This is a genomic window from Moraxella sp. TY6 (assembly GCF_048551375.1).
In the GTDB taxonomy this organism is placed as follows: domain Bacteria; phylum Pseudomonadota; class Gammaproteobacteria; order Pseudomonadales; family Moraxellaceae; genus Faucicola.
This window is the reverse complement of record NZ_JBLYZJ010000013.1, coordinates 1-24,366: the sequence shown is the minus strand read 5'-3', so window position 1 is coordinate 24,366 and position 24,366 is coordinate 1. Positions and strand designations below refer to the sequence as shown.

At 43.1% G+C, this 24,366-nt stretch carries 22 protein-coding genes and 3 tRNA genes; 7 read left to right on the top strand and 18 right to left on the bottom strand.

The window, feature by feature from the left end; genetic code table 11:
- Positions 1 to 31: 31 nt before the first annotated feature.
- The 6 genes from ACK1U4_RS09660 to ACK1U4_RS09635 form a co-directional block, all read right to left on the bottom strand.
- The gene (locus ACK1U4_RS09660) at positions 32 to 1,381 is read right to left on the bottom strand and encodes a hypothetical protein (protein ID WP_419401411.1); all 1,350 of its coding nucleotides are present in this window, start codon (positions 1,379 to 1,381) and stop codon (positions 32 to 34) included.
- A gap of 58 nt (positions 1,382 to 1,439) precedes the next feature.
- Entirely contained in the window at positions 1,440 to 2,096 is a 657-nt protein-coding gene (locus ACK1U4_RS09655; RefSeq protein ID WP_419401412.1) for a hypothetical protein, read from the bottom strand.
- A gap of 148 nt (positions 2,097 to 2,244) precedes the next feature.
- Positions 2,245 to 2,991: a PhnD/SsuA/transferrin family substrate-binding protein gene (locus ACK1U4_RS09650; RefSeq protein ID WP_419401413.1), complete on the bottom strand. Its 747-nt coding sequence runs from the start codon at positions 2,989 to 2,991 to the stop codon at positions 2,245 to 2,247.
- Positions 2,988 to 3,485, bottom strand: a complete 498-nt coding sequence (locus ACK1U4_RS09645) for a PAS domain-containing protein (RefSeq protein ID WP_419401414.1) — start codon at positions 3,483 to 3,485, stop codon at positions 2,988 to 2,990. Before ACK1U4_RS09645 ends, ACK1U4_RS09650 begins: the two co-directional genes overlap by 4 nt.
- A 125-nt stretch (positions 3,486 to 3,610) precedes the next feature.
- Complete coding sequence (locus ACK1U4_RS09640; protein WP_419401415.1) at positions 3,611 to 3,973, bottom strand: roadblock/LC7 domain-containing protein; 363 nt, start codon at positions 3,971 to 3,973, stop codon at positions 3,611 to 3,613.
- 269 nt (positions 3,974 to 4,242) lie between these two features.
- Entirely contained in the window at positions 4,243 to 5,169 is a 927-nt protein-coding gene (locus tag ACK1U4_RS09635) for a lysophospholipid acyltransferase family protein (RefSeq protein WP_419401416.1), read from the bottom strand.
- A gap of 194 nt (positions 5,170 to 5,363) precedes the next feature.
- On the opposite strand from ACK1U4_RS09635, the gene ACK1U4_RS09630 reads away from it, so the two are divergent.
- Positions 5,364 to 5,440: transfer RNA gene (locus ACK1U4_RS09630), tRNA-Ile, on the top strand.
- A 99-nt stretch (positions 5,441 to 5,539) separates the two neighbouring features.
- On the opposite strand, the gene ACK1U4_RS09625 is transcribed toward ACK1U4_RS09630, so the two are convergent.
- From ACK1U4_RS09625 to ACK1U4_RS09590, 8 genes are all read right to left on the bottom strand, one after another.
- Positions 5,540 to 5,785, bottom strand: a complete 246-nt coding sequence (locus tag ACK1U4_RS09625; protein WP_419401417.1) for a helix-turn-helix domain-containing protein — start codon at positions 5,783 to 5,785, stop codon at positions 5,540 to 5,542.
- 210 nt (positions 5,786 to 5,995) lie between these two features.
- Positions 5,996 to 6,072 (bottom strand) — tRNA-Asp (locus tag ACK1U4_RS09620).
- A gap of 61 nt (positions 6,073 to 6,133) precedes the next feature.
- Positions 6,134 to 6,209, bottom strand: a tRNA-Val gene (locus tag ACK1U4_RS09615).
- A 126-nt stretch (positions 6,210 to 6,335) separates the two neighbouring features.
- The gene (gene topA / locus ACK1U4_RS09610; protein WP_419401433.1) at positions 6,336 to 9,029 is read right to left on the bottom strand and encodes a type I DNA topoisomerase; all 2,694 of its coding nucleotides are present in this window, start codon (positions 9,027 to 9,029) and stop codon (positions 6,336 to 6,338) included.
- Positions 9,030 to 9,296: 267 nt separating this feature from the next.
- Positions 9,297 to 9,803 carry a hypothetical protein gene (locus ACK1U4_RS09605; RefSeq protein WP_419401418.1) on the bottom strand — a complete coding sequence of 169 codons (507 nt, stop codon included), beginning with the start codon at positions 9,801 to 9,803 and terminating at the stop codon, positions 9,297 to 9,299.
- A gap of 24 nt (positions 9,804 to 9,827) precedes the next feature.
- A complete protein-coding gene (locus ACK1U4_RS09600) occupies positions 9,828 to 10,427 on the bottom strand; it encodes a Fic/DOC family protein (protein WP_419401419.1) in 600 nt (199 codons plus the stop codon).
- Between the two features lie 52 nt (positions 10,428 to 10,479).
- A complete protein-coding gene (locus ACK1U4_RS09595; RefSeq protein WP_419401420.1) occupies positions 10,480 to 10,743 on the bottom strand; it encodes a hypothetical protein in 264 nt (87 codons plus the stop codon).
- Positions 10,744 to 10,841: 98 nt separating this feature from the next.
- Positions 10,842 to 11,582, bottom strand: a complete 741-nt coding sequence (locus ACK1U4_RS09590) for an AAA family ATPase (RefSeq protein WP_419401421.1) — start codon at positions 11,580 to 11,582, stop codon at positions 10,842 to 10,844.
- Positions 11,583 to 11,800: 218 nt separating this feature from the next.
- On the opposite strand from ACK1U4_RS09590, the gene ACK1U4_RS09585 reads away from it, so the two are divergent.
- Positions 11,801 to 12,382, top strand: a complete 582-nt coding sequence (locus tag ACK1U4_RS09585) for a DUF2799 domain-containing protein (protein ID WP_419401422.1) — start codon at positions 11,801 to 11,803, stop codon at positions 12,380 to 12,382.
- Between the two features lie 39 nt (positions 12,383 to 12,421).
- Here the strand turns inward: ACK1U4_RS09585 and ACK1U4_RS09580 are convergent, their stop codons facing one another.
- The 4 genes from ACK1U4_RS09580 to ACK1U4_RS09565 form a co-directional block, all read right to left on the bottom strand.
- A complete protein-coding gene (locus ACK1U4_RS09580) occupies positions 12,422 to 14,182 on the bottom strand; it encodes a GspE/PulE family protein (protein ID WP_419401423.1) in 1,761 nt (586 codons plus the stop codon).
- A gap of 131 nt (positions 14,183 to 14,313) precedes the next feature.
- Positions 14,314 to 14,679 (bottom strand): hypothetical protein, encoded by a 366-nt coding sequence (locus tag ACK1U4_RS09575; protein WP_419401424.1) that lies wholly within the window; start codon positions 14,677 to 14,679, stop codon positions 14,314 to 14,316.
- On the bottom strand, positions 14,679 to 14,960 hold the full coding sequence (locus ACK1U4_RS09570) for a hypothetical protein (protein ID WP_419401425.1): 282 nt from the start codon (positions 14,958 to 14,960) through the stop codon (positions 14,679 to 14,681). The genes ACK1U4_RS09575 and ACK1U4_RS09570 overlap by 1 nt, the downstream gene beginning before the upstream one ends.
- A 98-nt stretch (positions 14,961 to 15,058) precedes the next feature.
- The gene (locus tag ACK1U4_RS09565; RefSeq protein ID WP_419401434.1) at positions 15,059 to 19,297 is read right to left on the bottom strand and encodes a DUF3418 domain-containing protein; all 4,239 of its coding nucleotides are present in this window, start codon (positions 19,295 to 19,297) and stop codon (positions 15,059 to 15,061) included.
- 465 nt (positions 19,298 to 19,762) lie between these two features.
- On the opposite strand from ACK1U4_RS09565, the gene ACK1U4_RS09560 reads away from it, so the two are divergent.
- The 5 genes from ACK1U4_RS09560 to ACK1U4_RS09540 all read left to right on the top strand — a co-directional run.
- On the top strand, positions 19,763 to 20,056 hold the full coding sequence (locus tag ACK1U4_RS09560) for a hypothetical protein (protein ID WP_419401426.1): 294 nt from the start codon (positions 19,763 to 19,765) through the stop codon (positions 20,054 to 20,056).
- Positions 20,056 to 20,466, top strand: coding sequence for a type II toxin-antitoxin system VapC family toxin (locus ACK1U4_RS09555; RefSeq protein ID WP_419401427.1), 411 nt, complete (start codon positions 20,056 to 20,058; stop codon positions 20,464 to 20,466). Before ACK1U4_RS09560 ends, ACK1U4_RS09555 begins: the two co-directional genes overlap by 1 nt.
- A 14-nt stretch (positions 20,467 to 20,480) precedes the next feature.
- Entirely contained in the window at positions 20,481 to 21,149 is a 669-nt protein-coding gene (locus tag ACK1U4_RS09550) for an alpha/beta hydrolase (protein WP_419401428.1), read from the top strand.
- An 8-nt stretch (positions 21,150 to 21,157) separates the two neighbouring features.
- Positions 21,158 to 23,734 carry a hypothetical protein gene (locus tag ACK1U4_RS09545; RefSeq protein WP_419401429.1) on the top strand — a complete coding sequence of 859 codons (2,577 nt, stop codon included), beginning with the start codon at positions 21,158 to 21,160 and terminating at the stop codon, positions 23,732 to 23,734.
- 84 nt (positions 23,735 to 23,818) lie between these two features.
- On the top strand, positions 23,819 to 24,366 hold a 548-nt coding region (locus ACK1U4_RS09540; RefSeq protein WP_419421669.1), incomplete at its 3' end, for a hypothetical protein.

The window sequence follows — 24,366 nt, the reverse complement described above, 5'->3', positions numbered from 1 at the left end:
CATATCATTGGGGTTATCAATTCCCTTTTACTCAATAGGCATGACTGAATTTATCGCTAATTTGTTGAATCAAACGTTTTAAAAATCCTGTTTGACGAGCCTTTTTCACCTGTATCGCTTCAGTGACACGTGGTTGGTCATCCACCATATCATTTGCTAATGGTGTGGGGTGAGTCAATGGTTGGGTAACGCCATTACTGGATAATAGTATCTTATTATTGAGGCTATTGGCTAGTCCTGCGATGATAAATACTTGATTCACTTGTGAATTTGTTAACTGAGGGAATAGCTCATTCAACTCTAACAATGTGCGAGGGCGTGCCAGACAGCTGACCAAAAGTAATTGCACATAATTTGGCAAATTAGGAATACTGGATAAATTTGGCATGGCTTGTAGTTGAAATACCAAATGATGGGAAGGACTATAGCCATGAGACAATGTTGACATCAGCTCCATGCCGATTGCCCAAATAAATTGACCGATTGGCATTAAGGCTTGCCCTGTGGCTCGGCATTCACGGATGGCTTGTTGATACGCGGTGGCATCAAGGGCTTCAAGCTGATGATTACCTTGATAAACTTTATCAGTCACCATAAAGTGATGGGTAATATAGTCAAAATGGGTTGTAATAATGGTATTGTCATAAGGATTGACAAAAACTCGCTGTCCTGCAAGATGAATACAGGTATAATCGCTTAACGTTTGTAATTGCTGACAAAAATCAACAAAAGCTCTATCGTTTAACTCATCAAATGTTTGATGTAATATGGCATATACTTGTTGAATAACGATTTGTTGAATACTGTTTTGATTGACCTTGGTAGCGGATACTGGATTGCTAGATACTTCTGGTGCAGGGGATGCTGTCGTGGTATTCGATAGGCTAGCATTAGGTGTTGGTTTAGCGGTTTGGTGGCTATTTTGATAGACCAACAACCACTCAATTTTTTGTTGCAGTTGTTGTCGACTATAGGGGGCAGTTAACCATTGATAAGGCAAGGCGACTGCCTCATCTTGGTGAAAATTAATAATTTTTTGTTTGTCTTTAACCTGCTCGACATATTTGGCTGTATCCATCGCCAATGTACCATAATGAGCATGTCGTGTAATAAATAAGGTGGGTGTATGCTTGATATATTTGGCAAACATTTCATCAGTATCTTTGGTAGAACATCCGACCCCTTCCATGTCTACCATCAGCATATCAGCATCGTTTTGCCCCATCAATATAGAGGGTAATATCCCTTGATCATATTGCCCATCACCAATCGTATTGCGATCAATACTATTGACCTGAATGGTGCTAAAGTTAATTTCAATAAATAATTTAATGATCTTTGCATTTTTTTCGGTAAAACCGACCAAGGATAATGATTGCATAATAGTTTCAATCTTCAGTAAATTGTTAAAGAAAAACGCTTTTATTATGAATTATAGTTTAGTTTTCTAGTTTATTGTCGTGATTACTATTTTTTCTCTCAAAGATACCTCGAGTTTGTGTCCATGCTTCATGGAAGTTCCATTTATTTTTTGATAATTCCCACCACACAATCGAAAAAGCCAACCGATCATCGATCGCAAGACAGTGGGCAAAAAATTCTTGTTCTACTTCTTCGATAAGCTCTTCTTGCTCTTCAGGGTCATCCTCTTCTTCTAAAATATCCAGTAAAGTGGAAATTGTTAATGTCGCCACTGAACGAGAGTCATCAGCAGAAATTCTTAATTGGTGTTCAAAGGCTTGCATCGAAGGCGAAATTAATACGCTCCAACGGGTTGCTAATGGGCTAACGGCAAACACATAGTCTAATCCTTCAATACAGCGTTGAAAGCCTTTGAGCATATTGGGATTGATTTTTTCTTTGACTTGACCCAACATACGTTCACCAAAATACGGCACGTCAAACCAACAGCCATAGAACATATCTGCCAATGCACCTTGTAGCGGTTCTTTTTCTTCCAGCTCCATCGCTGTCATAATACGGCTGGTATGAATATCCATATTCATCGGTTGACTCATAACTTGACGGCTATATAGACGATAATTTAGCCAATGTTTTTGTTGTTTTTTGCGACTGCGATTCGTCAGTGAATACATACATCGCTCCTCATTTGGTGATTGAGAGTATAAAAATTAGGAAAGGCAAACTGAGTTAACACGTTAGTATTGTTATATTTTTAATATTTACATTGGGCTAGGCTGGCTAACCCAATGTTATTGATTGATAAGTGATTATTCCGTGTAATTAGTCTAACAAGGTATCCATCAAGTCAACCATAAACTCACCATCTTCTTGATTCATTGCCTCAAAACCATGACTCATGCCGAGTTCTTGCAACACTGATTTACCTTCTTCGCTGTCTGCTAAGGTCAATAACGCATCAACAAATGGTTGGCTTTCAGCAAAGCTGTCTTTGACCAATACAATGTGGCTAATGTCATTGAGTTCACTCTCAATTAGAACTTTCATCTGAGATAAGGTCAATTTTGACAAGCTATGATACACTTCTGATAAGAAGAACCCAGCGTCTGCTTCACCTTTAATGAGCATACGAGCAGCTGCTTGGTAAGTTTCAGTGACTTTCCACGTGATATCTGATTCGGTCAAATCAACGGCTTCTAATAAGCGAAGTCCAATTAATTTTACATCACGATTATCCGCCAATGCAATGGTACAACCTGCTTTTAGGTCTTCTAGCTGTCTGATGTCGCCTTCCGCTTTACCACTGATGACCATTTCATCCGCTTTGCCTAAAGGACGGGCAACAGCATGATAGCCATGTTCACGAATCATGGCAGCTGCGTCAAATGGATTGGCATAGATAAGCTCAATATTGCCTTGTTGAATCAGCTCAGATTGCTCATGGGCAGAGGCAGGCGTGACCAAATGAATGTGCTTACCTGAGCGTTTTTGTAGCAAGGTGTTGAGCATGTGCCAACCTGCAAAACGTTCTGGGGCAAAGTCTGGTGCTATCAGTAAGTTAATAGTCATGCTTGTTCCTCCGCTAGCATTTTGGCATATAAGGCTTCATGTTCTGCAATTTTGCTACGAGAAGGTTTACGGCGTACTGAGGTATAGCCCACAATGTCACCATGACGAATATTCGGCACAGCAGTGGCATATACCCAATAGTAGCTACCATCTTTACACAAGTTTTTCACATAACCGTGCCATTTTTTACCTGCTTTAACCGTTTCCCATAGGTCTTTGAAGGCAGCTTTTGGCATTTCTGGATGACGTAAAATATGATGTGGCATGCCAATCAAGTCATTTTTTTCATAGCCACTGATATCCACAAACGCATCATTCGCATGGGTGATAATACCTTCTAAATCAACACGAGAAACAATGAGCTTGCCATCAGGGTAAGGTAATTCATTGGTGGTAGTGTAGACAGTTCGGCTCGTGCCGTCATTAAATGTTAGGCGATGTTCAGTGGCTTCACCATTGGGCTTTGCCATATCTGGAATTTGGACTGATGCCATATAAGTTCCTTTTCATACATAAAACTTACTCGCCCCTAGCCCGATGATTGTGTGATATCTAGCAAAGCTGGCACGAGTAATGCTCATTTGGTATACTTAACCAATCATTATTATAATGAATGTGATTATAATAATTTTGCAAGGGCTTCAGCGGCACGCTTAATATCTAAGAATACCAAACCCAATTTGGCATTAGGCTTCGCCAAAACGGTAAGTACCGCTTCTGAACCTGATGAAGACATAATGACATAGCCTTTTTCGCCATGTACCAAAACACGCTCAATCGAACCACGTGCTAACTCACGACCTGCACGGTCACCCAATGATAATAAGGCAGCTGACATTGCCCCCACACGGTCTTCATCAATCCCTGCTGGCAATGCAGAAGCAATCATTAGACCATCCGTTGAAATCAATGCTGATGCTTCAATATCAGCTGATGAACTATTTAAATCATTTAAGATCTGTTGAAACATATCCGTACGCATAATGCGACCCCTTCAATCTCTTTACCTATAAAGTGAATAAAAACTAGTGTGATAATATCGTGCAATAACATCGCTACCATAAAAACACTCACACCAAAATAAGTCTAAAACTTATCCCTAGACCGCATCATTATAGCTTATTTTATAGCAAACTGACTATTAGGGTTATATTAAATATCATCACTATTGTCTTAGTTTTTATGGGATTTAACATTTTGGGCGAATGCAATACAATCTACCCTAAATCCTCATTTAAAACATGATAAATATCACTTTCTCATTACCTGTTGATGCAAGGCAATCAGCCCTTGTTGCATACGTTCTTGTAATAAGGCAGTGATTTCAGAACGGGTTTTGCCCATGGGGTCAATCGCCTCTAATGGTAAAATATATGCTTTAGCAGGCTCATTATCCAGTACATCTCGCACGCTGTCCAAAAAGTTAATGTCACCATAATACGGAATATATTGGTCAAGTTGACCATATTTATTGACATAACAAATCACAATCGGCTGAATCAACACACCACTATCCATCGCTGATTGAAGTAATTTACCATGAATACGCTTGACCGCTGTGCCATCCGTGGTGGTCGCTTCTGGGAAAAACACCACTGGAAAGCCATCTTTTAAGAATGCTGTCATTTGATTGGCAACAGCATTGGCATCACCAGAGCCTCGTTTGATAAACAAGGTATTCGCCATACGAGCCAACCAACCAATGATGGGCCAATGGGCAATTTCTTCTTTGGATAAGAAAAAAGTCGGAATACTACTGCCAACCACTGGAATATCAAGCCATGATATATGGTTACTAGTCCATAGGGCATGATGGGTCGGAATGGGTTTGACAGCGATGACCTCAATATTTAGGGCTTGCAATGATTGGGTGCAAAAACTTTGGATATGTCGGATAACCTCATGTTTGTCGGCATTGGGGTGCTGTTGAATTTGCCAAGCGTAGCCCATGCCTGTTTGCACGGTCATCATCAGTCGAGCGACTCGTTTACTGCGTTGCCATTGTGTGGTAAGGTTTTGCTTGGTGTAGGTTTTTGGTGTAAGCAGTTGTTTGCTAATCGACCAAAGCATTTGGCTCATTTTGGCAGGTAATGAGGTTTTTTTAGGGGAGTTTTTGGGCTTGACAATGATGCTATTTTGAGTGGTAGTCTGATTGTCAGTAGGTTTTTCAATGGTCATGGGCTGGGGTCGCTTGCTATCTAATATGGGTAGATTATAGCAAAAAATATGGCTAGCGTTCATCTTGAGATTGTTTAAGCCATGAAAAAACCATAATTTAGTAGATTGTGAGAAAATTGGATTGCAAAATATTTTTTTTACGGTATCATATTGAGCTTAAATTTGGTGATTGTGCTATTTCACCAAGCAATTTCGGGCCTATAGCTCAGTTGGTTAGAGCAGAGGACTCATAATCCTTTGGTCGCAGGTTCAAGTCCTGCTGGGCCTACCATTTTCAACCCTCGTAAGTCTTTGACTTATGGGGGTTTTTTGTTTTCATATCATCCGTTTTATCGACCCTTGATGTTGCCGATTTTTACAGCAACTTCATTCACTCAGATTTAGGCATAAAAAACTCAACCACATCAACCTCTAGTGCTTTCGCCAATTGATAAATTTTGGTTAGCGTTGGGTTAAATTCCCCTCTTTCAATTCTCCCCATATAACTACGGTCAATATCTGCCAGTAAAGCTAAGTCTTCCTGTGAAATGCCTTTAGCCCTACGCATTTCTCTTAAACGATTGCCAAATGCTACAACATTCGGGGCTTTTTCAGAATTTTGGGTTTTACCAACCATTCATTTTTACTCAATCGCAATGTTATTTATAGCAAAGTCACCCCTATAAGGCAAAAATAAGTATTTTTCACCCTACCATCTTCAACCCTCGTAAGCCTTTGATTTATGGGGATTTTTATTGACCAAATGTCAGCAATAAAAAAACCTCAAATCAGGGGAGATTTGAGGCATAAAACTAAAATTTTAAGTTTTTTACACTTAATAAATAAGTGGCGCAGCGGACGGGACTCGAACCCGCGACCCCCGGCGTGACAGGCCGGTATTCTAACCAACTGAACTACCACTGCGTAGTAAAAGGTGATGATGGCGTACCTGCCAACCTTGGCGATTAAGCTTTTGCTTAAAGGTTGGTGGGTGGTAACGGGCTCGAACCGCTGACCCTCTGCGTGTAAGGCAGATGCTCTACCAACTGAGCTAACCACCCATCATCGTTCAGTGGTTGCGTATTATATAGATTTTAAGAGCAACGTCAAGCAGTTTTTTGGGATTTTTTTACTTTTTTTATCATCAAGCGATAAATTTGTTGCCCAGCCTATATTATGGTCAGTTTTTACTCTACCACCCACTTCCCTTTCCGATAGACAAGGGCGAATTTGGTGGCTTTGCCGTCTTTTTCTGAGCCGATATACTGTTCGGCATTTTTGCGTGACCAACGTAAAATCGTTGGATTGCCCTCATCATCGACATCAGGGGCGGTAAATAAATACTGGAATTTTTCTTCCAACTGGTCTTTAATCGCTCGCAATTCTGCCAATTTCGGTGGGCGAGTTTCACGGATTTTGGGGAATTTTGACGCTGCCAAAAACAGCCCTGCTGCCCCCTCACGCAAGATATAGTGGTCATCAAAGCGTTGTGAACGTAATTCTGGCATCGGAATGGCGGTCATCCGAGGCGGTGCGGCATCGCCATTTTTTAATACTTTGCGAGTGTTGTCGCATTTTTGGCAAGCGAAATACGCCCCAAAACGCCCTGTTTTGAGTTCCATTTCGCCGTCACATTTATCACACGGAATGGTCGGTACATCGCCTTTGCCAGCGGTTTCAAATACGCCTTTTTCGAGTAGATAGCCGTCACAGTCTGGGTTATTACCACAGATATGCAGTTTTAGCCCACCGTCCACGATATAGCCGTCCATTGCCGTGCCACATTTTGGACAGCGTTTTTTCTCAAGCAACGCCAATACTTCATCGCTATTGCCCTCATCTTCCTCAATGCCCTCGGCTTTTGAGGCGTTGGCGGTTTGATTGGCAAAAGCCTCGACTGGCATCAGATTTTTTGTGCCTTTACAGCGTTCTTTTGGCGGTAGATTGTAGCCTGTACAGCCCAAAAATACGCCAGTCGAGCCTGTACGAATTTGCATTGGATGGTCACACAGGTCACAATGTACGTCTGGTACGTCCGTTGGGTCATTAGGTTTCATGCCGTCTTTGTCTTTGGCGGTTTCCAGTTTGGTTTTAAAATCGCCGTAGAAGTTGTCGAGGACTTTTTTCCAATTTTGTTCACCTTCGGCAACTTCGTCCAGTTTTTCCTCAAGCCCTGCGGTAAAGGTGTAGTCCATTAAGTCGGGAAAGCTACCGACAAGGCGGTCGGTGACGATATCGCCCATTTTTTCGGCAAATAGGCGTTTGTTTTCGAGTTTGACATAGCCACGTTCTTGAATGGTCGAGATGATAGACGCATAGGTCGAGGGTCGCCCAATGCCTCGTTTTTCCAACTCTTTAACAAGGCTTGCCTCAGTATAGCGAGCAGGTGGTTTGGTAAAATGTTGGCTTGGGTCAATGTTATCCACGACCAATTTTTCGCCCACTTTGACATCTGGCAGTAGCGTGTCTTCGTTTTTGGCAGGCGGTTGTACTTTGGTGTAGCCGTCAAAGGTCATCACTCGCCCTTTGGCTTTTAGCTCGATATCACTGGCATTGACGGTTAGGGTCAGCGATTGGTATTGGGCAGGTGGCATTTGACACGCCACAAATTGTCGCCAAATCAGCTCATACAGCCGTTGTGCATCACGCTCCATATCTTTGAGCGAAGACGATTGCACATGGACATCAGACGGACGAATCGCCTCGTGAGCCTCTTGGGCGTTTTGTTTGTTGCCATACACGTTGGGCGTGTTGGGGAGATATTGGCTACCAAATTGTTGGTCGATAAAGCCACGCACGCTAGCCAACGCATCTGCCGACAAAAATGTACTATCGGTACGCATATAGGTGATATGCCCTGCCTCGTACAGGCGTTGGGCGAGCATCATGGTCTTTTTGACAGGAAAGCCCAACCGAGTGCTGGCAGATTGCTGTAAAGTCGAGGTGATAAAAGGGGCAGACGGCTTGGATTGGGTGGGCTTTTGCTCACAGTCAGCCACGATAAAATCGGACTTTTTAAGGATATCCACGACTTTATTGGTCTGTTCCTCATTCTTCAATTCAAGGGCTTTACCGCCTTGCTTGACCGCCTCAAGACGGATATTTTCGCCTGCCAATTTTTCGCTATGCCCTGCTTGTGTATGACAGTCGGTATGAATTTCCCAATATTCAACAGGAATAAAAGCACGAATTTCACGCTCACGCTCAACCACAAGCCGAGTGGCGACCGACTGCACACGCCCTGCCGACAAGCCACGAGCGACTTTTTGCCAAAGTAACGGTGACACCATAAAGCCCACGACACGGTCAAGAAAACGTCTGGCTTGTTGGGCATTCACTCGGTCAATGTTGAGTTTGGTCGGCTGTTTAAAGGCATCTTGAATGGCGTTTTTGGTGATTTCGTTAAACACCACTCGGCTGTATTTGCTGTCATCACCGCCGATGACTTCTTTTAAGTGCCATGCAATCGCCTCCCCTTCTCTATCCAAGTCCGTTGCGAGGTAGATTTCGCTTGCGTCTTTGGCAAGGGCTTTGAGTTCTTTGATGACTTTGGTTTTGTTGGGTAAAATCTCGTATTGGGCTTTCCAACCGTGTTCTGGGTCAATCCCCATACGGCGAACAAGGGCTTGTTGGGCTTTTTGTTCTTTGGTCAAACCCTCATCGGCTGTTTTGGCTTTTTCTTTGTCGCTCGCTGACCCACTGCCAGACACGGGCAAATCACGCACATGACCCACGCTCGACCGCACGACAAAGTTACTACCAAGATATTTGTTAATGGTTTTGGCTTTGGCAGGCGATTCCACGATAACAAGGGCTTTGCCTTTGCTTGAGGGGGCTTTGTCAAAATCCGTTTCGCTGTCGGATGATGACTTTTTTGCCACGGCTTTTTTGGCTTTGATGGTGTTGGTGGTTCGAGTTGAGGGTTTTTTCATGGTTAATTTCGCAGTTTGGCAATGTTTAGCTATATAAATTGGGTAAAATCAGTGCGTTTTGCAGAACTATAGCAATCTCTTTACAAAATTGCTAGTGGGTTGGTGCGTTATCTCTAGTGAAAGAAATTATTTTTGGTATAGCAACCACTCGCCCTGAGCTTGTCGAAGGGTCGATTTTCCTTTGGTTAAAATTGGGCTTATTCAATAAGCCCCTACCTACGATGTAGGTTGAATACGTTGGGCATATTGTTGCAACTGACTTTTTAACAAAATTAGGTCATTTTCTGTGGTTTCAAGTCTTTCTTTTCCCAAGCCGATATTTTCTTGCCAGTAAATACAAGCAAAATTGGCTTTAAAACTCAAGCCTTTGACAAAGGGGGCGATACTGTTTGGCAATTCAAGCGGTTGATTATCAAGGGTAAAATTGGCAGGATTATTGTCGGTATAAGGTCGCAATAAGCCGTCAATGAGTTGATAGTCGCACGCAGGCAGTGAGGCGTGTTCGATAAGGACACCGTATTGGGCAATCATGCCTTTGCCTTTATTGAGGGGGTCATCATTGGGGGTTATCCAGTTCGGACAAGGGACGAGTTTGGGGTTTAGCCCCAGTTTGCGTGCGGTGGTGCGTAGGCGGTCAAGGCGTGTTTCTTTGGCAGAGGGTTTTAGCCCCATGACTGAACCGACAATAAATAAAATGATGATAAGGGTTATCCATGTTCCCATGCGTGTAAGTTGCCTTGTGAATAATTAGTTAATGAGTGATTGTATCAAGGTTTCAAATTTATCATAACGTGCCAACTGATGAGCTTGCTCGGCTGACGCATACCAATCCGCTTTATTCAAACTGTCGTTGATATGCAATGTAAAACCAACATATTCAGCAATCAGCCATAACACTTGGCGTTGAGTACGCCCATTCCCATCAACAAATGGATGAATTGCATTCAACTCACCGATAAATTTAGCAACGCTTTTGACAAAGGTGGATTTTTCCATGTTTGGGGCGATTTCGTTGTGCAAATCTCGATAGATTTTTGATAAACTTTTTTCAATAAACTCTGGACGACAAAAAGGCACGCCACGCCCTGTGGTATAATCTCGATATTGCCCTGCCCACCCATAAATATCGCCAAACATTTCAAAGTGCATTCGCTTTAAGCCGTTTGGGGTCAGCTCTTTAGCAAGCGGTGAAAAGCCATTCATGGTCGCATTTTCGACAAAATAGGCTTCGACTTCTTCAAGCTCCTGTTGGTCAGTAATGCCCAATTTATTGACTAACGCACTGCAACCAATTTCCCCTTGAAAGTACGCCTTTGCTCGAATTTCTTCAGAATTACCAGAACCCATAGATGACCTCAAAATTATTTTAACACTGTTTTAAAAAATTATTTTTACGGTGTTATTTGGGGCTACGTTTTGAGGCAAGATGAGCCAATACTGCCTTTTTAAAGGCATTTTTTGGCATAGCTAAGGGGATATTATCCATAAATTTTTTGTCTTCATTGGATAGTATCACACCCTCAATGGCGTTATTGGCACGGGCAAAAGCTCGGCGATAGTTGATAGACTGTGCTGTCATATCGGCGGTTAATTGTTTGGGTGACACTTTAGATAATTGGGTATAATCAATCGTTAAACCTGTAATTGCATCAATCGCTGTCATTTATACTGCCTCATTAAGTTTAAATTTTTGTCATTAACGACAGGTAAATATTTGATAATCGACCAAGTAACTCGGTAAAATTTGCCAAGTCACACCTTTTACTCATACCAACTACTATCTTTTACCTTTTTAATGGCTTTCTCAACTGATAATACCTCACCCTCTTCACCCTCTTCACCCTCCACCCCCAACACCTCAAAAATCGGTTGCCATTGGGCTTGCATCTCACGATACGGCTTTTGGGTTTTATCAAATATCGTCAAACCATTTTCGGTAAGCAACTGATAAATACTGCGTTCACTAATCCACGCTAAGGGCTGTTGCCCAATATCGTCAAATAACTCCACCGCTTTATCTGTCGGCTCACCCTCTTCAAAAAACTGCGGACGCACACGATTTGCCACCAAAAAAATCTCAACTTTACCTTTGCGTACTCGCTTGATATCTTGTAAGTTTTTCAAAAACCGTTTGGTGCTGTCAATATCAAAAAATGACGGCAACACAGGTACAATCACCACTTTAGATTCGGCAATTAGTTGTTCGGTTTTATCCGCACTCATCGCTCCTTGCCCATCAATCACCAACCAATCCTCTTTACCCAATTGCTCTTTAATAGCTTTTGGGATTTCACCAATATCGCTTTCATCTCGCCAGTCAATGCCGATAATCGGCGGGGCGGACTCTGGGCGAAGTTTCAGCCATTGTAGGCTAGATTTTTGTGGGTCGGCATCCGCAAGGGCAACATTAAAGCCTTGATTGGCTAACGCAGAGGCAAGTGTGACAGCGATTGAGGTCTTGCCACAACCGCCTTTTTGATTGGCAATAAGGATTTTTTGCATGATAACTTCCTTTGTCTAATTTCAGCCCAATAATTATCTGGGCTTGATGTTTTATATTTGCGATATAATTTGTATTATTTTAACAGGTTAAATACGCTTATTCTCACAAAATGTAACATTTTGAGACATACTTTTGTAAAAATATTTTGTTACATTTGCATTTTAATTTTGAAAAACTTTTACTTTATCAAATCTTAACCTTAAATATAGGAGTGACTATGTCATTAGCGAATTATCTAAAAATCGTTGCCTTAACCTCGCTATCAGTGGGCGTGATGTCAGGTTGTGCCACTATGTCTAAGCAAGAATGTCAAGTCGCTGATTGGCAAGCAGTTGGCTATAAAGATGGGAAAATTGGGCAGGATTGGGACTATCTACAAAACCATGCCAAAGCCTGTGGCAAAATCGCCATCATACCTGACCGAGAAAAGTGGGAATCGGGCAGACAACAAGGTCTAAAAGAATATTGCACCCCAGCCGTGGCTTACAATATCGGCACATGGGGTAAAACGCCCAGTGCTGTCTGCCCTAACGAGATACGCCCTGCCATGGCTGAAGCCAATCGCCTTGGTCAACAAGTCTATCAACTTGACGAACAACGCAAAAAAGACCTTGCTGAACGAGATAAATTACAAAATCAACTCACCAAACTACAAAAAGGCGAGAATTTGGATTTTCAAACCGAGCGAGAAGCGAGAGCTTATATGCTAGCTTTGCCCGTCAAGATTCAAGCGTTAAATCAAAAAATTAGTAATGCTGACAACCGTTTAAGCCAACTGAGAGCAAACCGACCCTTATAAGGTGATTTTTTATAGTAATTCATAGCTGTTGATAAATTATCAACTCAATGGCACAACTCGCAAGACTTCCTCAAAGCTGGTCACGCCTTCGGCAATTTTTTTCACCCCTGCCAGTCGTAGCGGTTGTAAGCCTTCTTGATAGGCTTTTTGGGTGAGGGTCGCCAAGTCTGCCCCTTCGCTAATCAAGCGTTTTAGGTCATTGTTTAACACCATAATTTCGTACAGCCCCACTCGCCCAAGATAGCCTGTGCCTCGACAATGGTCACAGCCAGTCGCATAGGTAATCATCTCAGGGGCAGGGGCTTTCCACGGCGTCACCAGTTCTTGCCATGTTTGTTTTTCGACATCGTCAATCGGTCGAGCGGTTTTGCAATGCGGACAAAGCGTGCGAACCAATCGCTGTGCCATAATCCCCAAAATGGTTGCCGAGGTCAAAAATGGGGCAACCCCCAAATCATGCAAGCGTGTCAACGAACTGGGGGCATCGTTGGTATGTAAAGTCGACAGCACCAAATGCCCTGTCAATGAGGCTTGTACCGCCATTTCAGCGGTTTCAGTATCACGAATTTCCCCAATCATAATGATATCTGGGTCTTGACGCATCAGAGAGCGAATACCATCGGCAAAGGTCAGCTCAATATTGGACTGCACTTGCATTTGGTTAAAAGTCGGCTCGACCATCTCAATCGGGTCTTCGATGGTACAGACATTCACCTCATCGGTGGCAAGTTTTTTCAGTGTACTATATAGCGTGGTGGTTTTACCAGAACCAGTCGGGCCTGTCACTAGGATAATGCCGTTAGGTTTACTGGTCATCTCGTCCCATTTTTGCAAATCTCGCCCTGTCAGCCCAAGCTGTGCAAACGAACGCACCAACACATCAGGGTCAAACACACGCATGACCAACTTTTCCCCAAATGCTGTGGGTAACGTGGAAAGACGCAATTCGGTTTCTTGTCCTTTTGGCGTACGAGTTTTTAGCCGTCCATCTTGTGGTTTGCGTTTTTCGGCGACATTAAGGCGACCCAAAATCTTAATCCGAGCGACTACTGCGGTCATAATCCCTGCTGGCATCTCATACACGGTATGCAGTACCCCATCAATGCGAAAGCGTACTTTGCCTGTTTCTCGGCGTGGCTCTAGGTGGATATCACTGGCACGTTGGTCAAAGGCATATTGAAGCAACCAATCCACCACTTTAACAATGTGTTGGTCATTGGCATCTGGGTTTTCGACATTGCCTAATTGAAGCAATGCCTCGACATTGCTCACATCGGCTTCGGCACGTTTATGTTGGGTGGTCGCCCCTGCAATGGCTTTGGTGACTTGATAAAATTCTTGGCGATAGCGGTTGATTTGGTCTGGGCTTAGATAAGCGGTTTTGAGGGTTTTTGGGTTGATAATATGCTGAACATTGGTATGCCAATCGGTGAAAAAAGGCTGGTCTGTGCCGATGGTCACTTCATTTGCGGTGACTGAAATTGGTAAAATATGTTGGGATTTGGCATATTCAAACGACATCACGGCAGTGACGGTGGGGAGGTCGGTTTTAAGGGGATCAACTTTGGCATAAGCAATCCCTGCTTTGTCGGCAAGCCAACGGTTTAGGCGGTCGAGGTTGAGCGGTTGGGCGGTTTTTTTGTCGCTGAGGTTAAAGCCTGCGATGACTTGTAAAGGGTGGAGTTTGGCTCGCTGATTGGTGATGACAAGGTTATAATCACGTTGGTCAATGTGACTGTCTTTAAGCAGTTCGTCTAAAACCCAACGGGTGTCAATGATAAAGGAAAATTGGGGGGTCATGGCAATCCTAAAGTGCGTTAGCCGAAAATTTGCATTATAACACGCCAAATTCTTGCCAAAACAGCCAAACCCTTGTCAACTACCAAATGACAACATTTAAAAAAAACAAACATTTGTTTTATATATTATCATCAAGCTAAATAACTTTCCATCGGTAATTTCAACGGTGGATGGGCTGATAAATCAACCAGTTTAATATAATCATCGCCTTTGACATAATGCAATACATATTCACTCGTCATATCGCCCTTTTCAGACCGCACATAACTTGGAATACCAATATGATAATGCCATAACTGGTTTTTTTGAGCGTAAGCAACTATCTTGCTCCAATCGGGATTATCTGTTGGCACATTATCTGATGACTTATTTCGACCTGTTAAACCCTCAAATCCCAAAGATTTGACATGATTGACAAATTCTTTGATTTTTAGTTGGTCAGATTTTGGAAAATTCTGAAAATGTTGCAGAAAAACTTGACCAAAACGCACCTCCATCAAACTTTCTCCGCAATAAAGTCTTCATCTTTTAAGCCATCTAACCAACTAAAAAAATCTTCATCGCTCTTAAAGTCAGGAGCAACGACATAAGGGGCTTCAACGGCTTTTTTCATGCGTTGTAAGTCAAAACTAAAATCGCCTTTTGCATAGCTAGGCGATTGGGGTGCTGTGGCAACGAATTTTCCAATCACTTGACCATTGGTTATGAGTTCGATACTCTCACCTTTTTGGATGTATTCTTGCACGATAGCAGGTAAAGTATGGATTTGTACTAACATAGTGTTTCCTTTGTCAGTTGACTTAGGTTTATTTTAGCATAAGTTAATGGATGATTTTAAATGATAAAACTGTTAAACCAATGACAAAAAACCGTATTTTACCCTTTCGTATTTAATTCATCCCACAATTTTTCCAACCGTTTATCTGACACAGGCACACGGGTTTTCATCGGTTGAGCAAACAACTGAATCCGAAACTCCTCAACCAACCACCGATACGGCATGATTTTGTCATTACCACCCTGCTTACCTAGATAAACCGACAACCGCTCCATGTGCTTATCAAGCTGATACACCGCATCAAGGTCAGCATCCAAATTATGCTCCAAACGGTCAAGCCGAACCAACAGCCCCTGCAAATAGCGAGGGTATTGTTGCCAATCTTGATAACTCATGCGATACACAAAATCCGACAATTGCAAATCATCGAGTTGGTCTTCGATATCCTCGATACTTTCCTCAAAAATCTCACGGTCAAGCATCAGCAGTTTTTGGCGGACTTGTTGCCACTGCTCATACACGGCTTTTAATTGAGCCAATACCGTCTGCCCTACGCTCAAGAAATTCGCCATTACCACATCTTTGGCTTGGTTAAATTCATCAAGAGTCAAGGGCAAGGTATTGAGTTCAATCGCCAATTCTTTATCGTGTATCCCCACCGCAAAATCTTGATGGTCAAAGTCTGGCACGACCTTTTCAAACGTGGCATCAAGGGTGGCATGAATCAGCAAGGCTTTGAGTTTATCCAATTCACCCAATGGAGCAAATGCCAGTTTAAAGTTTTTATCAATTTGCGAGGTCAGTTGTTTGGCTTTTGCCCCCAATTCATTGCCCATCAATGCCAATACGCCTTGACGGTGGGTATCTAGGGCAACTTTGACATCGGTAAATTGTTGAATGGCAACGGTTTTTTTATCCAAACTATCGGTTTTAGTTTCCGCTTTTTTATCGGTGGGCTTATCAGTAACCAAAGCAGAAAATTGTTTAATCAATACCCCTGCACTGTGGCGATTTTGGATAAAGTTAAAATGCTCTGGAAACTCGGTATGCACGCCTTTGGCACTCGCCACCGCTTGACTGGTGGTGACTTGGTGGCGTTGCTTGAGGGTGTCTATATCTCGCCCTTTTTCAATCAGGCGGTTTTTATTATCGACAAGGGCAATTTGGGGCTGTAGATAGCGGTCAACGTCCGCAGGGTTAAAGTCTTTGGCTTCGATTTTTGCCCCATTCGCCCCAAACACGCCTCGTTTTGCCAATGCCTCACCGAGTTGGCGGAGCAAGCCTGCTTGGTGGTTTTGCTCAAGACTGGCAAAAATCGCCTTGGCAGTGTCTGGAATCGGCACGATTTGACGGCGAATATCCTTTGGCAACGTCTTTAACAGTTGCAAAACCAGCTCATACCGCCAACCTGCAATCCCCCAAAGTAGCTCAACGGCATCAAGTTGGGGCAAGGCTTGCAACGGCACTTTGATGGTCACCCCATCGTCATCACTGGTGGGGTCAAAGGTATAGCTTAACGGTAATTTTAGATTACCTAAATGCCAAGTTTCTGGAAAGGCTTGGGTCGCAGGGGCAGTTTCGGTGAGTACGTCTTCATCACGGAAAAATAAAAACTGTGCGTCTTTCTTCTCGACTTCTTTTCGCCAATCCTCAAACGCCTTGCGACTGGCGATATGCTCTGGCACACGCTTGGCATAAAACTGGTACAGTTGCTCTTCATCGACCAACAAATCTCTACGCCGTAACTTATCTTCAATCAGCGAGACATCGGCGACTTTATCCAAATTATGTTGAAGAAAAGGTGGCAGTTTTCCTCGTTTACCATCGCCTGTGCTTGGCGGATTAAGGTTGCCAAGCACCAACGCATCTCGCAAAAAGATATCGTGAGCCTCGCTTAGATTGACCTTTTCATAATTGGTGAGTTTTTTATGCTCGACAATCAAGCCAAACAGGCTAATTTGGGCGTAAGCCTTGACATGACCTGTTTTGACCGACCAATGTGGCTCAAAATAATGGTATTTTAGCAACTCGCCTGCGGTGGTCAAAATCCATTCTGGCTCGATTTTGGCAAGGGTACGCATAAACACTTGTGAGGTTTCGACCACTTCAAACGCCATCAGCCACGTTGGGTTTTGTTTAAACAAGGTACTGGCAGGGAAAATCTTGGCTTTGTGCTGACGAGCGGTGACGTACTCGCCTCGCTTGGCTTTAATCAAGTTGCCTGCTTTGTCCACATCGTTGACTTTTTGGGCGATAAACGACAATAGCCCTGTCAATAACGCTTGGTGAATATGCGAAAAATTGGCAGGTTCTTGGTTGATTTTGAGTTTTAACCCATCAACCATTTGAGATAATTGGCTATGGGTTTGTTGCCACTCTCGCAAGCGTGGTGGACTTAAAAAATGCTTTTTGGCAAAGGATTTACGTTGATTGTTGGTGAGTTTTTCCACTTGCCCTTGTTCGTTAAGGTAGGGGCTTTGGGCAAGGGGTATAAGTTCTTCTTGAGCATCTTTCGACTTCTGCCCTCCCGCCGTTTTTTTCCCTCCTACTATTGTCTGCCCTCCCCCTAGCCCCCTCCCTGAGTGAGGGGGAACGTCCTCCCCCTTTGGGGGAGGATTGAGGTGGGGGTTAGCAAACAACGAGCCATATAACGCTTGCCAAAGACTGATATAAAATAAAAAGTCGCTATCGGCTTGGCGGAATAAAGCGTGTTTTTGGTCGGCTTGGGTTTGCTTGTCGGCAGGGCGTTCTCGTGGGTCTTGCACCGACAAGGCAGATACGATGACCAACATTTCTTTGAGACAGCCGAACTGCTCCCCTGCTATCAACATCCGTGCCAAACGTGGGTCAATCGGCATCTTTGCCATCGCTTGACCAATTTTGGTAAGTTGGTTGGGGTGATGGCGGTTTTTATTTTGCTTGCCTCCGCCTTGCCCGTTTTGCCCTCTCCCAGAGGTAGAGGGAACATTTTTTCCCTGTGTGAGGGCTTTTTGCGAAGGAATCGCCCCCAACTCTTCCAACAATTTACGCCCATCATTAATCAGTCGATTGTCTGGCGGTTGGATAAAGTCGAAGTTTTCCACCTCGCCCAGTCCCAAATTTGCCATTTGCAAAATCACCGATGCCAAATTGGTACGCAAAATTTCTGGCTCAGTAAAAAGCGGACGGCTGTTAAAATCTTCTTCCGAATACAGGCGAATACACACGCCTGCCGACACACGCCCAGAGCGTCCTTTTCGCTGATTGGCAGCGGCTTGGCTGATGGCTTCAATCGGCAAGCGTTGCACACGAGAGCGATAATCGTAACGAGAAATCCGAGCAAACCCTAAATCAATCACATAGCGAATGTTCGGCACGGTCAAGGCGGTTTCTGCCACGTTGGTGGCAATGATAATCCGCCGTCCGCCTGTGGGGTGGAAAATCTGCTGTTGTTCGGCAAAACTTTGGCGAGCGAATAATGGCAAAATCTGCGTATGTTTAATCCCCATCTGTGGGGCATATTGGGTCAAAATATCGGTCAAATCGTGGATTTCGGCTTCGGTCGCTGCAAAAATCAAAATATCTGCTTGGTCGGCAACGCCTTTTTGGGTCGCATCAGCATAGCACTCCGCCACCGCTGAAGTGATGGCTCTTGGCAGATTTTCTTCGACATTATCAAAATTATCATCATCCGAACTGGTCACAATCGCATCGGTCAATGGACGATACCACACTTCGACAGGATAGCTACGCCCCTCGACATTAAAAACAGGGGCTGGCTTGGTTTCTTTGGTCTTTTTGTTAAAACTGGAAAAATACTGGCTAAACCGCTCCGTATCTAGGGTCGCTGAGGTGATAATGACTTTTAAATCAGGGCGTTTTGGCAATAAGTTTTTGAGATAACCCATGATAAAATCAATATTTAAACTACGCTCGTGGGCTTCGTCAATGATGATGGTATCGTATCGGCTTAAAAAACGGTCATGTGCCAATTCTGCCAATAAAATCCCATCGGTCATCAACTTCACAATCGAGTTTGGCGTGCCTTGCTCGGTAAAACGCACCTTAAAACTCACCGTCTGCCCGAGCGGTTCGCCCAACTCTTCGGCAATCCGATTGGCAACACTTCTTGCCGCTAAACGTCTAGGTTGCGTGTGTCCGATTTGCCCTGTCACGCCACGCCCTGCAAGCATGGCAATTTTGGGGAGTTGGGTCGTTTTGCCAGAGCCTGTTTCACCTGCCACGATGATGACTTGGTGGTCTTGAATGGCTTGAATTAGGCGGTCGGATTGTTGGCTGACGGGCAAATCTTCGTTGAGATGAATGGTTGGAATACTGGCAATACGGCTTTGTACCATCTCTTGCGAGTGTTTAAGTTGTTTTTGGTAGCGGTCGTGGCGTGTTGTGTAGTCTTCACTGGTTTTATCGGCGATTTGTTCGAGTTGCTTGGCAAGGCGTGACAGGTAATAGCTGTCTTTTGCCATCACTGGGGCAATGGTGTTTTTAGGTTTGCGAGATTTTGAATTTTCGGTTTTTTCGTTGAGAATTTCGGTCATTTGCTTAGGCTATTTTGGTTTTTAATGGAGGTTTCAATAAGGATTGATGCTTTGCTAAATGGGGGATTTAAGGTTAAAATCAAGGCTGATTGTGATGATGAACATATCATACTAAAAATTCTACTCGATATTGATGGCGTGATGGTGACAGCACCCTCTTGGATAACCGAATTTTCTAACTGACTTCGATGAAAAAAGTTTGCTTAACGCCTTTGACATATTACAATACTATCTGTAGACGTATGACAAATTTGGTGAGGTCTAATTATGATAACAATTACGATTAGCGACACAGGCGTTACCCAACTGCCACCTAGCATACTACATCTTTTAGGCTTGCAAAAAGGTGGCACGGCAAGCATTCAAGCCAGTGAAAATGGGGTGACTTTAACTAAAGTTCCAATCTATCAAGAACTTACACAAAAACAGAAACGTATTGACGCTAAAGTTAATCAAGGTTTTGGGATGGTCAAAATCGCCCCCCAAACCACCCCAACACCCAGTTTAATGGATTTTGATGTGGCTGACCATATTCAACTCTTTGATAATATGGGTGAATAATGAATGCTTTAGATACCAATATTTTGGTGCGATTTTTTGTCGATGACCCCAACGATACGGAAGCCTTTGAGCAACGCAACATTGCCAAAGAAATCATGCGACTACCCTGTTATGTCCCATTAACAGTTATTTTAGAGGTGGTTTGGGTGTTATTTTCTCGTTATAACTTAGCCAAAGAAACAATTACAGACATTCTTTTATTTTTATTAGACATGGAAAATATTGAGGTACAAGAATCAATTGCCATTAAGCAAGCCACTTCTTTATTTTTACAAGGTATGGATTTTGCGGATGCTTTACATCTATGCCAAACAAATCATTGCGATAGACTTTATACATTTGACCGAAAATTTATCAAGAAATCGTTAAAACTAAACACATCACCCTTAGCCATTTTGCCAAAAATCTAATTGCGAGAAAAATCATGCCATTATTAAAAACCGTTGAAGTCATTCACAACCCCAACAATTTACCCATCGACCGAGCCGTCATTTGGCTACACGGACTGGGGGCAAACGGTCACGACTTTGAACCTGTCGTTCCAGATTTGGGACTGGACGGTAAACATGGCGTGCGTTTTGTCTTCCCCCACGCCCCTGCCATCCCTGTCACCATCAACCAAGGCTACGTCATGCCTGCATGGTACGACATCCTAGAAATGTCGCTCGACCGCAAAATCGACACCGCTCAAATCGAACAATCTGCCAGTTGGATTCGTGACCTTATCGCTCGTGAAATCGAACGTGGTGTATCGGCTGACCATATCGTGATTGCAGGATTTTCGCAAGGCGGTGCAGTGGCGTATCAAACAGCCCTTACCTATGACAAGCCATTGGCAGGGCTATTGACGCTATCGACCTACCTTGCCACCAAAGATAGCCTACAAGTCCATGAAGCGAATAAATCCCTTAACATCGCCATTCATCATGGCACGCAGGACACTGTTGTGCCTGTAATTTTGGGGCAACAAGCCAAAGCATGGCTTGAAAGTCATGGCTTTAGCCCAGAATATTTTACCTACCCAATGGCTCATCAAGTCTGTATGCCTCAGCTTAAAATCATCGGGCAATGGCTTAACAAGGTACTAGGGTAATCACAACCATGACAACCATCGCACCACCTGTACCAAACACCCTTAGTACCGAACAGCAAGTCGCTACTTTATTGTATCATTTAGAGCATCAAACTCAGCCACCCTTTGATATGCTCTTTTGGAAGACGCTGACCAAAATTAATTTTGATTATCAACCAATCTCACTACAACATATTAGCCAGTTATTTGACCAACTTCGACCCCATTTTAACCTTGCCCAACTCCGTGAAAAAATGGGGGGTGAGGCGTTTTTGGTGGCAATCGCAAGCTATCTTGGTAATTATCTTGCCAAACATACCAATCAACCGATTGTATGGCTCAATCACGCCGAAGCGATGCACGAAATTGAGCAAAAAAATCAACAACATGGCACAAATGCCAAATTACCTGCCATTTTTGAAAATTCATTGATTGCCAAAATTGGGAATGATACCTTCTGTCAGCCCCTAAGCGTAATCAAAGACCACTTGGCAAATTCGACAACAATCGTAGATTTTGTTGGTTATATGACTGATAAAATATTTACCCATTTGCGAGTTGACCATGAACTTGAGCCTAATGAGGTTTGCAAACGCTATTTAGCCAAATTATCAGCAGGGCATCTCGTTGATGATAGTTTTGCATTTTATGAGGTATTAAGCCAATTTGAATTTAATACCGTCAACCCAACCCTTTCAAGTTTGCAAGATTTTAATGCGTTATTAACGCATATCCAACAAACCTATCAACTTGATAAAGCAAAATTTATTAAACTAAGTAAGCAACCAAATTACCAACGCACCTTGCTGTTATTGGGCTTTTATGCAGGTATGCTGATTGCAAAATTAAGTAAAACTTTTGTTCGTTGGTTTAGTTATGAGCAAACAAAGGCATTATTTGGCAGTAAATTTGCCAAACAAGCCCCTGCTAGAAATATTAACAATATGTTTGTGTTGGTATTAGAACAACAATATCATTTACCAATGAATTTAGTTGTAAAGCGGTTATTTGGCAAAGCATCAAGTGATATTTTCACCAAATTATTGCAAGATATTCATCGTGACCAAACGGTTAAATTAACCTATTTAGGCTATGATGCTAGCGTAAAACCGCTATTGACACAACTTCCAAAATCTTGGCAATTAGCCTTTGCTTCAATGGCTCGGTTGTTGGGCAATAATTTATTACGCCTTCAACAAGGCAAGGTCATTCGCTCTCAGTATTTAAGCGTTGATAACCAACATAATACGGCTAAATTTTTAACGTTACCAACGCCCAATTCTACCGACTCCACACAACCACCCAGTGAATTTGAGCAATTACAACAACTGGCTGTGAGCAAAGCCAATGACCAAGCATTTTTTGTGGCATTGTGCGATGGGGTTAGTTATCTACCTGAGGGAAAATCAGACTCACTGATGCTCATTATTGAGGTCTATCAATCACCTGTATTGTCACTTGAGCTAATGTTGCCTTATCAGCCAACCCCTAATTTTACGTTTTTTCCAATGGTGGTCAATCAACTTGATTTGATGACAGCTCTACAACAACAGCCCAATTTACAAAAAGTCATTGCGACAACGGTTTTTTTAGCGTGCCAAAAATTCCTCAAAGATGCCAAAGCACCACAATTTTTCCAAAATTTTTATCTCGATAATGTCAATTTGTTGAATAAAAACATCACTGCCTTACCACTACAACCCTATATGACACAATGGCAATGGGCAACACTACCGAATAACATCATTGAAGACAATACTAAAATAAACACTGATAAAAACACCCCGCAAAACCATGCAAATACTACTGATTTTACGGTTCAACCCATTCTACACCAGCTTCAACCGCACCAACGTGATTATTTACAAGTCATGGTTTCGGGTTGGTTGCAACGAGATATTTTATTTAGTCAAATCAAAGCCATGACCACCTTATATCGCTCAGGGCGTATTGTATGGGCATCATTGGTATGGGCAAATAATCGGATGTTTTATCCAGAAGAAGGGCATTTTTCTGGTGAAGTGGTATATGACCCTGCAGGCAAAACCTCGTTGGAAGACTTGCGGTATTATGCCCAAAAACTCTACGCACTCAAGGGTACACACCCCACCGCCCCCGACCAAGCCATCTATGCAACCCATTTGACCAGTGAAACCTCACGTGTGTTTGAACTACCCTATCCACAAAGTTTGGCAAATGTATCATTAAAAATCAGTAGTATTTGGTTTTGGCGAGAGCATTTGCCGAATGGTATGCTGTCGGATTTTGTGTTTCCATTGATAATCAGTGATGACACGCAAGGGCGTGTGATGGTATTGCCTGCGAGATTTTGGGAAAAAGGCTTTTATCAAGCATGGCTAAACAAAGCCAACGAACGTTTTGGTGTAACTAATGGTTATGATAAATTACCTAATATGGAAAAAGATGAACTATACAGTTCACGTTTTTTAGGACAAGGTTTAGACCATGCAATTTTCCCAAAATTCAAAGATTTACAAAGTGTTTTTGATGAAAATAGTGACAAAAAGCCTGCCAATTCAAGCGTTCCGCCTGCACCGCTGTTTAGTCAAACCAACTTGCATCGTTCAGTTTATAGTCAATTTTAAAAAGCCAACATTTAAATAAATAAATTAGCAATATATTTGCGAAATTGTTAAAATATACTTAACTTTATCTATTAGAATCTATCTATGACAACCCTATACTCAAAATTTAAACTTGCACCACTTACTTCTTCTTGTTTAGTTGCCATGTCAGTCACAGGTTGTGTGACTGATGGTATTTCTGATGGTATAGTATTATTACCACCTAGCACCATCGACCAGTTATCACCCATTGCGGATAATCAGAAACTTCCTGTTATCCCATCACCAGTCGACCCAAATCCTATCAATCCCACGCCAGTCGAACCAACTCCACCTATTAATGTTGACCCTGTTATACCACCACCTGTGGTTAACCCAGTACCAACGCCTGAGCCTACGCCAGTACCAACGCCTGAGCCTACGCCAGTACCAACGCCTGAGCCTACGCCAGTACCAACACCTGAGCCTACGCCAGTGCCGACACCTGAGCCTACGCCAGTACCGACACCTGAGCCTACGCCAGTACCAACACCTACGCCCACACCAGTACCGACACCTGAGCCTACGCCAGTACCAACACCTGAGCCTACGCCAGTACCAACACCTGAGCCTACGCCAGTACCAACACCTGAGCCTACGCCAGTACCAACACC

What these genes read in the sequence shown, in the direction of transcription:
- ACK1U4_RS09660 (WP_419401411.1), bottom strand. Translation starts at nt 1,381, where the DNA reads ATGCAATCATTATCCTTGGTCGGTTTTACCGAAAAAAATGCAAAGATC.
- ACK1U4_RS09655 (WP_419401412.1), bottom strand. Translation starts at nt 2,096, where the DNA reads ATGTATTCACTGACGAATCGCAGTCGCAAAAAACAACAAAAACATTGG.
- ACK1U4_RS09650 (WP_419401413.1), bottom strand. Translation starts at nt 2,991, where the DNA reads ATGACTATTAACTTACTGATAGCACCAGACTTTGCCCCAGAACGTTTT.
- ACK1U4_RS09645 (WP_419401414.1), bottom strand. Translation starts at nt 3,485, where the DNA reads ATGGCATCAGTCCAAATTCCAGATATGGCAAAGCCCAATGGTGAAGCC.
- ACK1U4_RS09640 (WP_419401415.1), bottom strand. Translation starts at nt 3,973, where the DNA reads ATGCGTACGGATATGTTTCAACAGATCTTAAATGATTTAAATAGTTCA.
- ACK1U4_RS09635 (WP_419401416.1), bottom strand. Translation starts at nt 5,169, where the DNA reads ATGACCATTGAAAAACCTACTGACAATCAGACTACCACTCAAAATAGC.
- ACK1U4_RS09625 (WP_419401417.1), bottom strand. Translation starts at nt 5,785, where the DNA reads ATGGTTGGTAAAACCCAAAATTCTGAAAAAGCCCCGAATGTTGTAGCA.
- ACK1U4_RS09605 (WP_419401418.1), bottom strand. Translation starts at nt 9,803, where the DNA reads ATGGGAACATGGATAACCCTTATCATCATTTTATTTATTGTCGGTTCA.
- ACK1U4_RS09600 (WP_419401419.1), bottom strand. Translation starts at nt 10,427, where the DNA reads ATGGGTTCTGGTAATTCTGAAGAAATTCGAGCAAAGGCGTACTTTCAA.
- ACK1U4_RS09595 (WP_419401420.1), bottom strand. Translation starts at nt 10,743, where the DNA reads ATGACAGCGATTGATGCAATTACAGGTTTAACGATTGATTATACCCAA.
- ACK1U4_RS09590 (WP_419401421.1), bottom strand. Translation starts at nt 11,582, where the DNA reads ATGCAAAAAATCCTTATTGCCAATCAAAAAGGCGGTTGTGGCAAGACC.
- ACK1U4_RS09585 (WP_419401422.1), top strand. Translation starts at nt 11,801, where the DNA reads ATGTCATTAGCGAATTATCTAAAAATCGTTGCCTTAACCTCGCTATCA.
- ACK1U4_RS09580 (WP_419401423.1), bottom strand. Translation starts at nt 14,182, where the DNA reads ATGACCCCCCAATTTTCCTTTATCATTGACACCCGTTGGGTTTTAGAC.
- ACK1U4_RS09575 (WP_419401424.1), bottom strand. Translation starts at nt 14,679, where the DNA reads ATGGAGGTGCGTTTTGGTCAAGTTTTTCTGCAACATTTTCAGAATTTT.
- ACK1U4_RS09570 (WP_419401425.1), bottom strand. Translation starts at nt 14,960, where the DNA reads ATGTTAGTACAAATCCATACTTTACCTGCTATCGTGCAAGAATACATC.
- ACK1U4_RS09565 (WP_419401434.1), bottom strand. Translation starts at nt 19,297, where the DNA reads ATGGTACAAAGCCGTATTGCCAGTATTCCAACCATTCATCTCAACGAA.
- ACK1U4_RS09560 (WP_419401426.1), top strand. Translation starts at nt 19,763, where the DNA reads ATGATAACAATTACGATTAGCGACACAGGCGTTACCCAACTGCCACCT.
- ACK1U4_RS09555 (WP_419401427.1), top strand. Translation starts at nt 20,056, where the DNA reads ATGAATGCTTTAGATACCAATATTTTGGTGCGATTTTTTGTCGATGAC.
- ACK1U4_RS09550 (WP_419401428.1), top strand. Translation starts at nt 20,481, where the DNA reads ATGCCATTATTAAAAACCGTTGAAGTCATTCACAACCCCAACAATTTA.
- ACK1U4_RS09545 (WP_419401429.1), top strand. Translation starts at nt 21,158, where the DNA reads ATGACAACCATCGCACCACCTGTACCAAACACCCTTAGTACCGAACAG.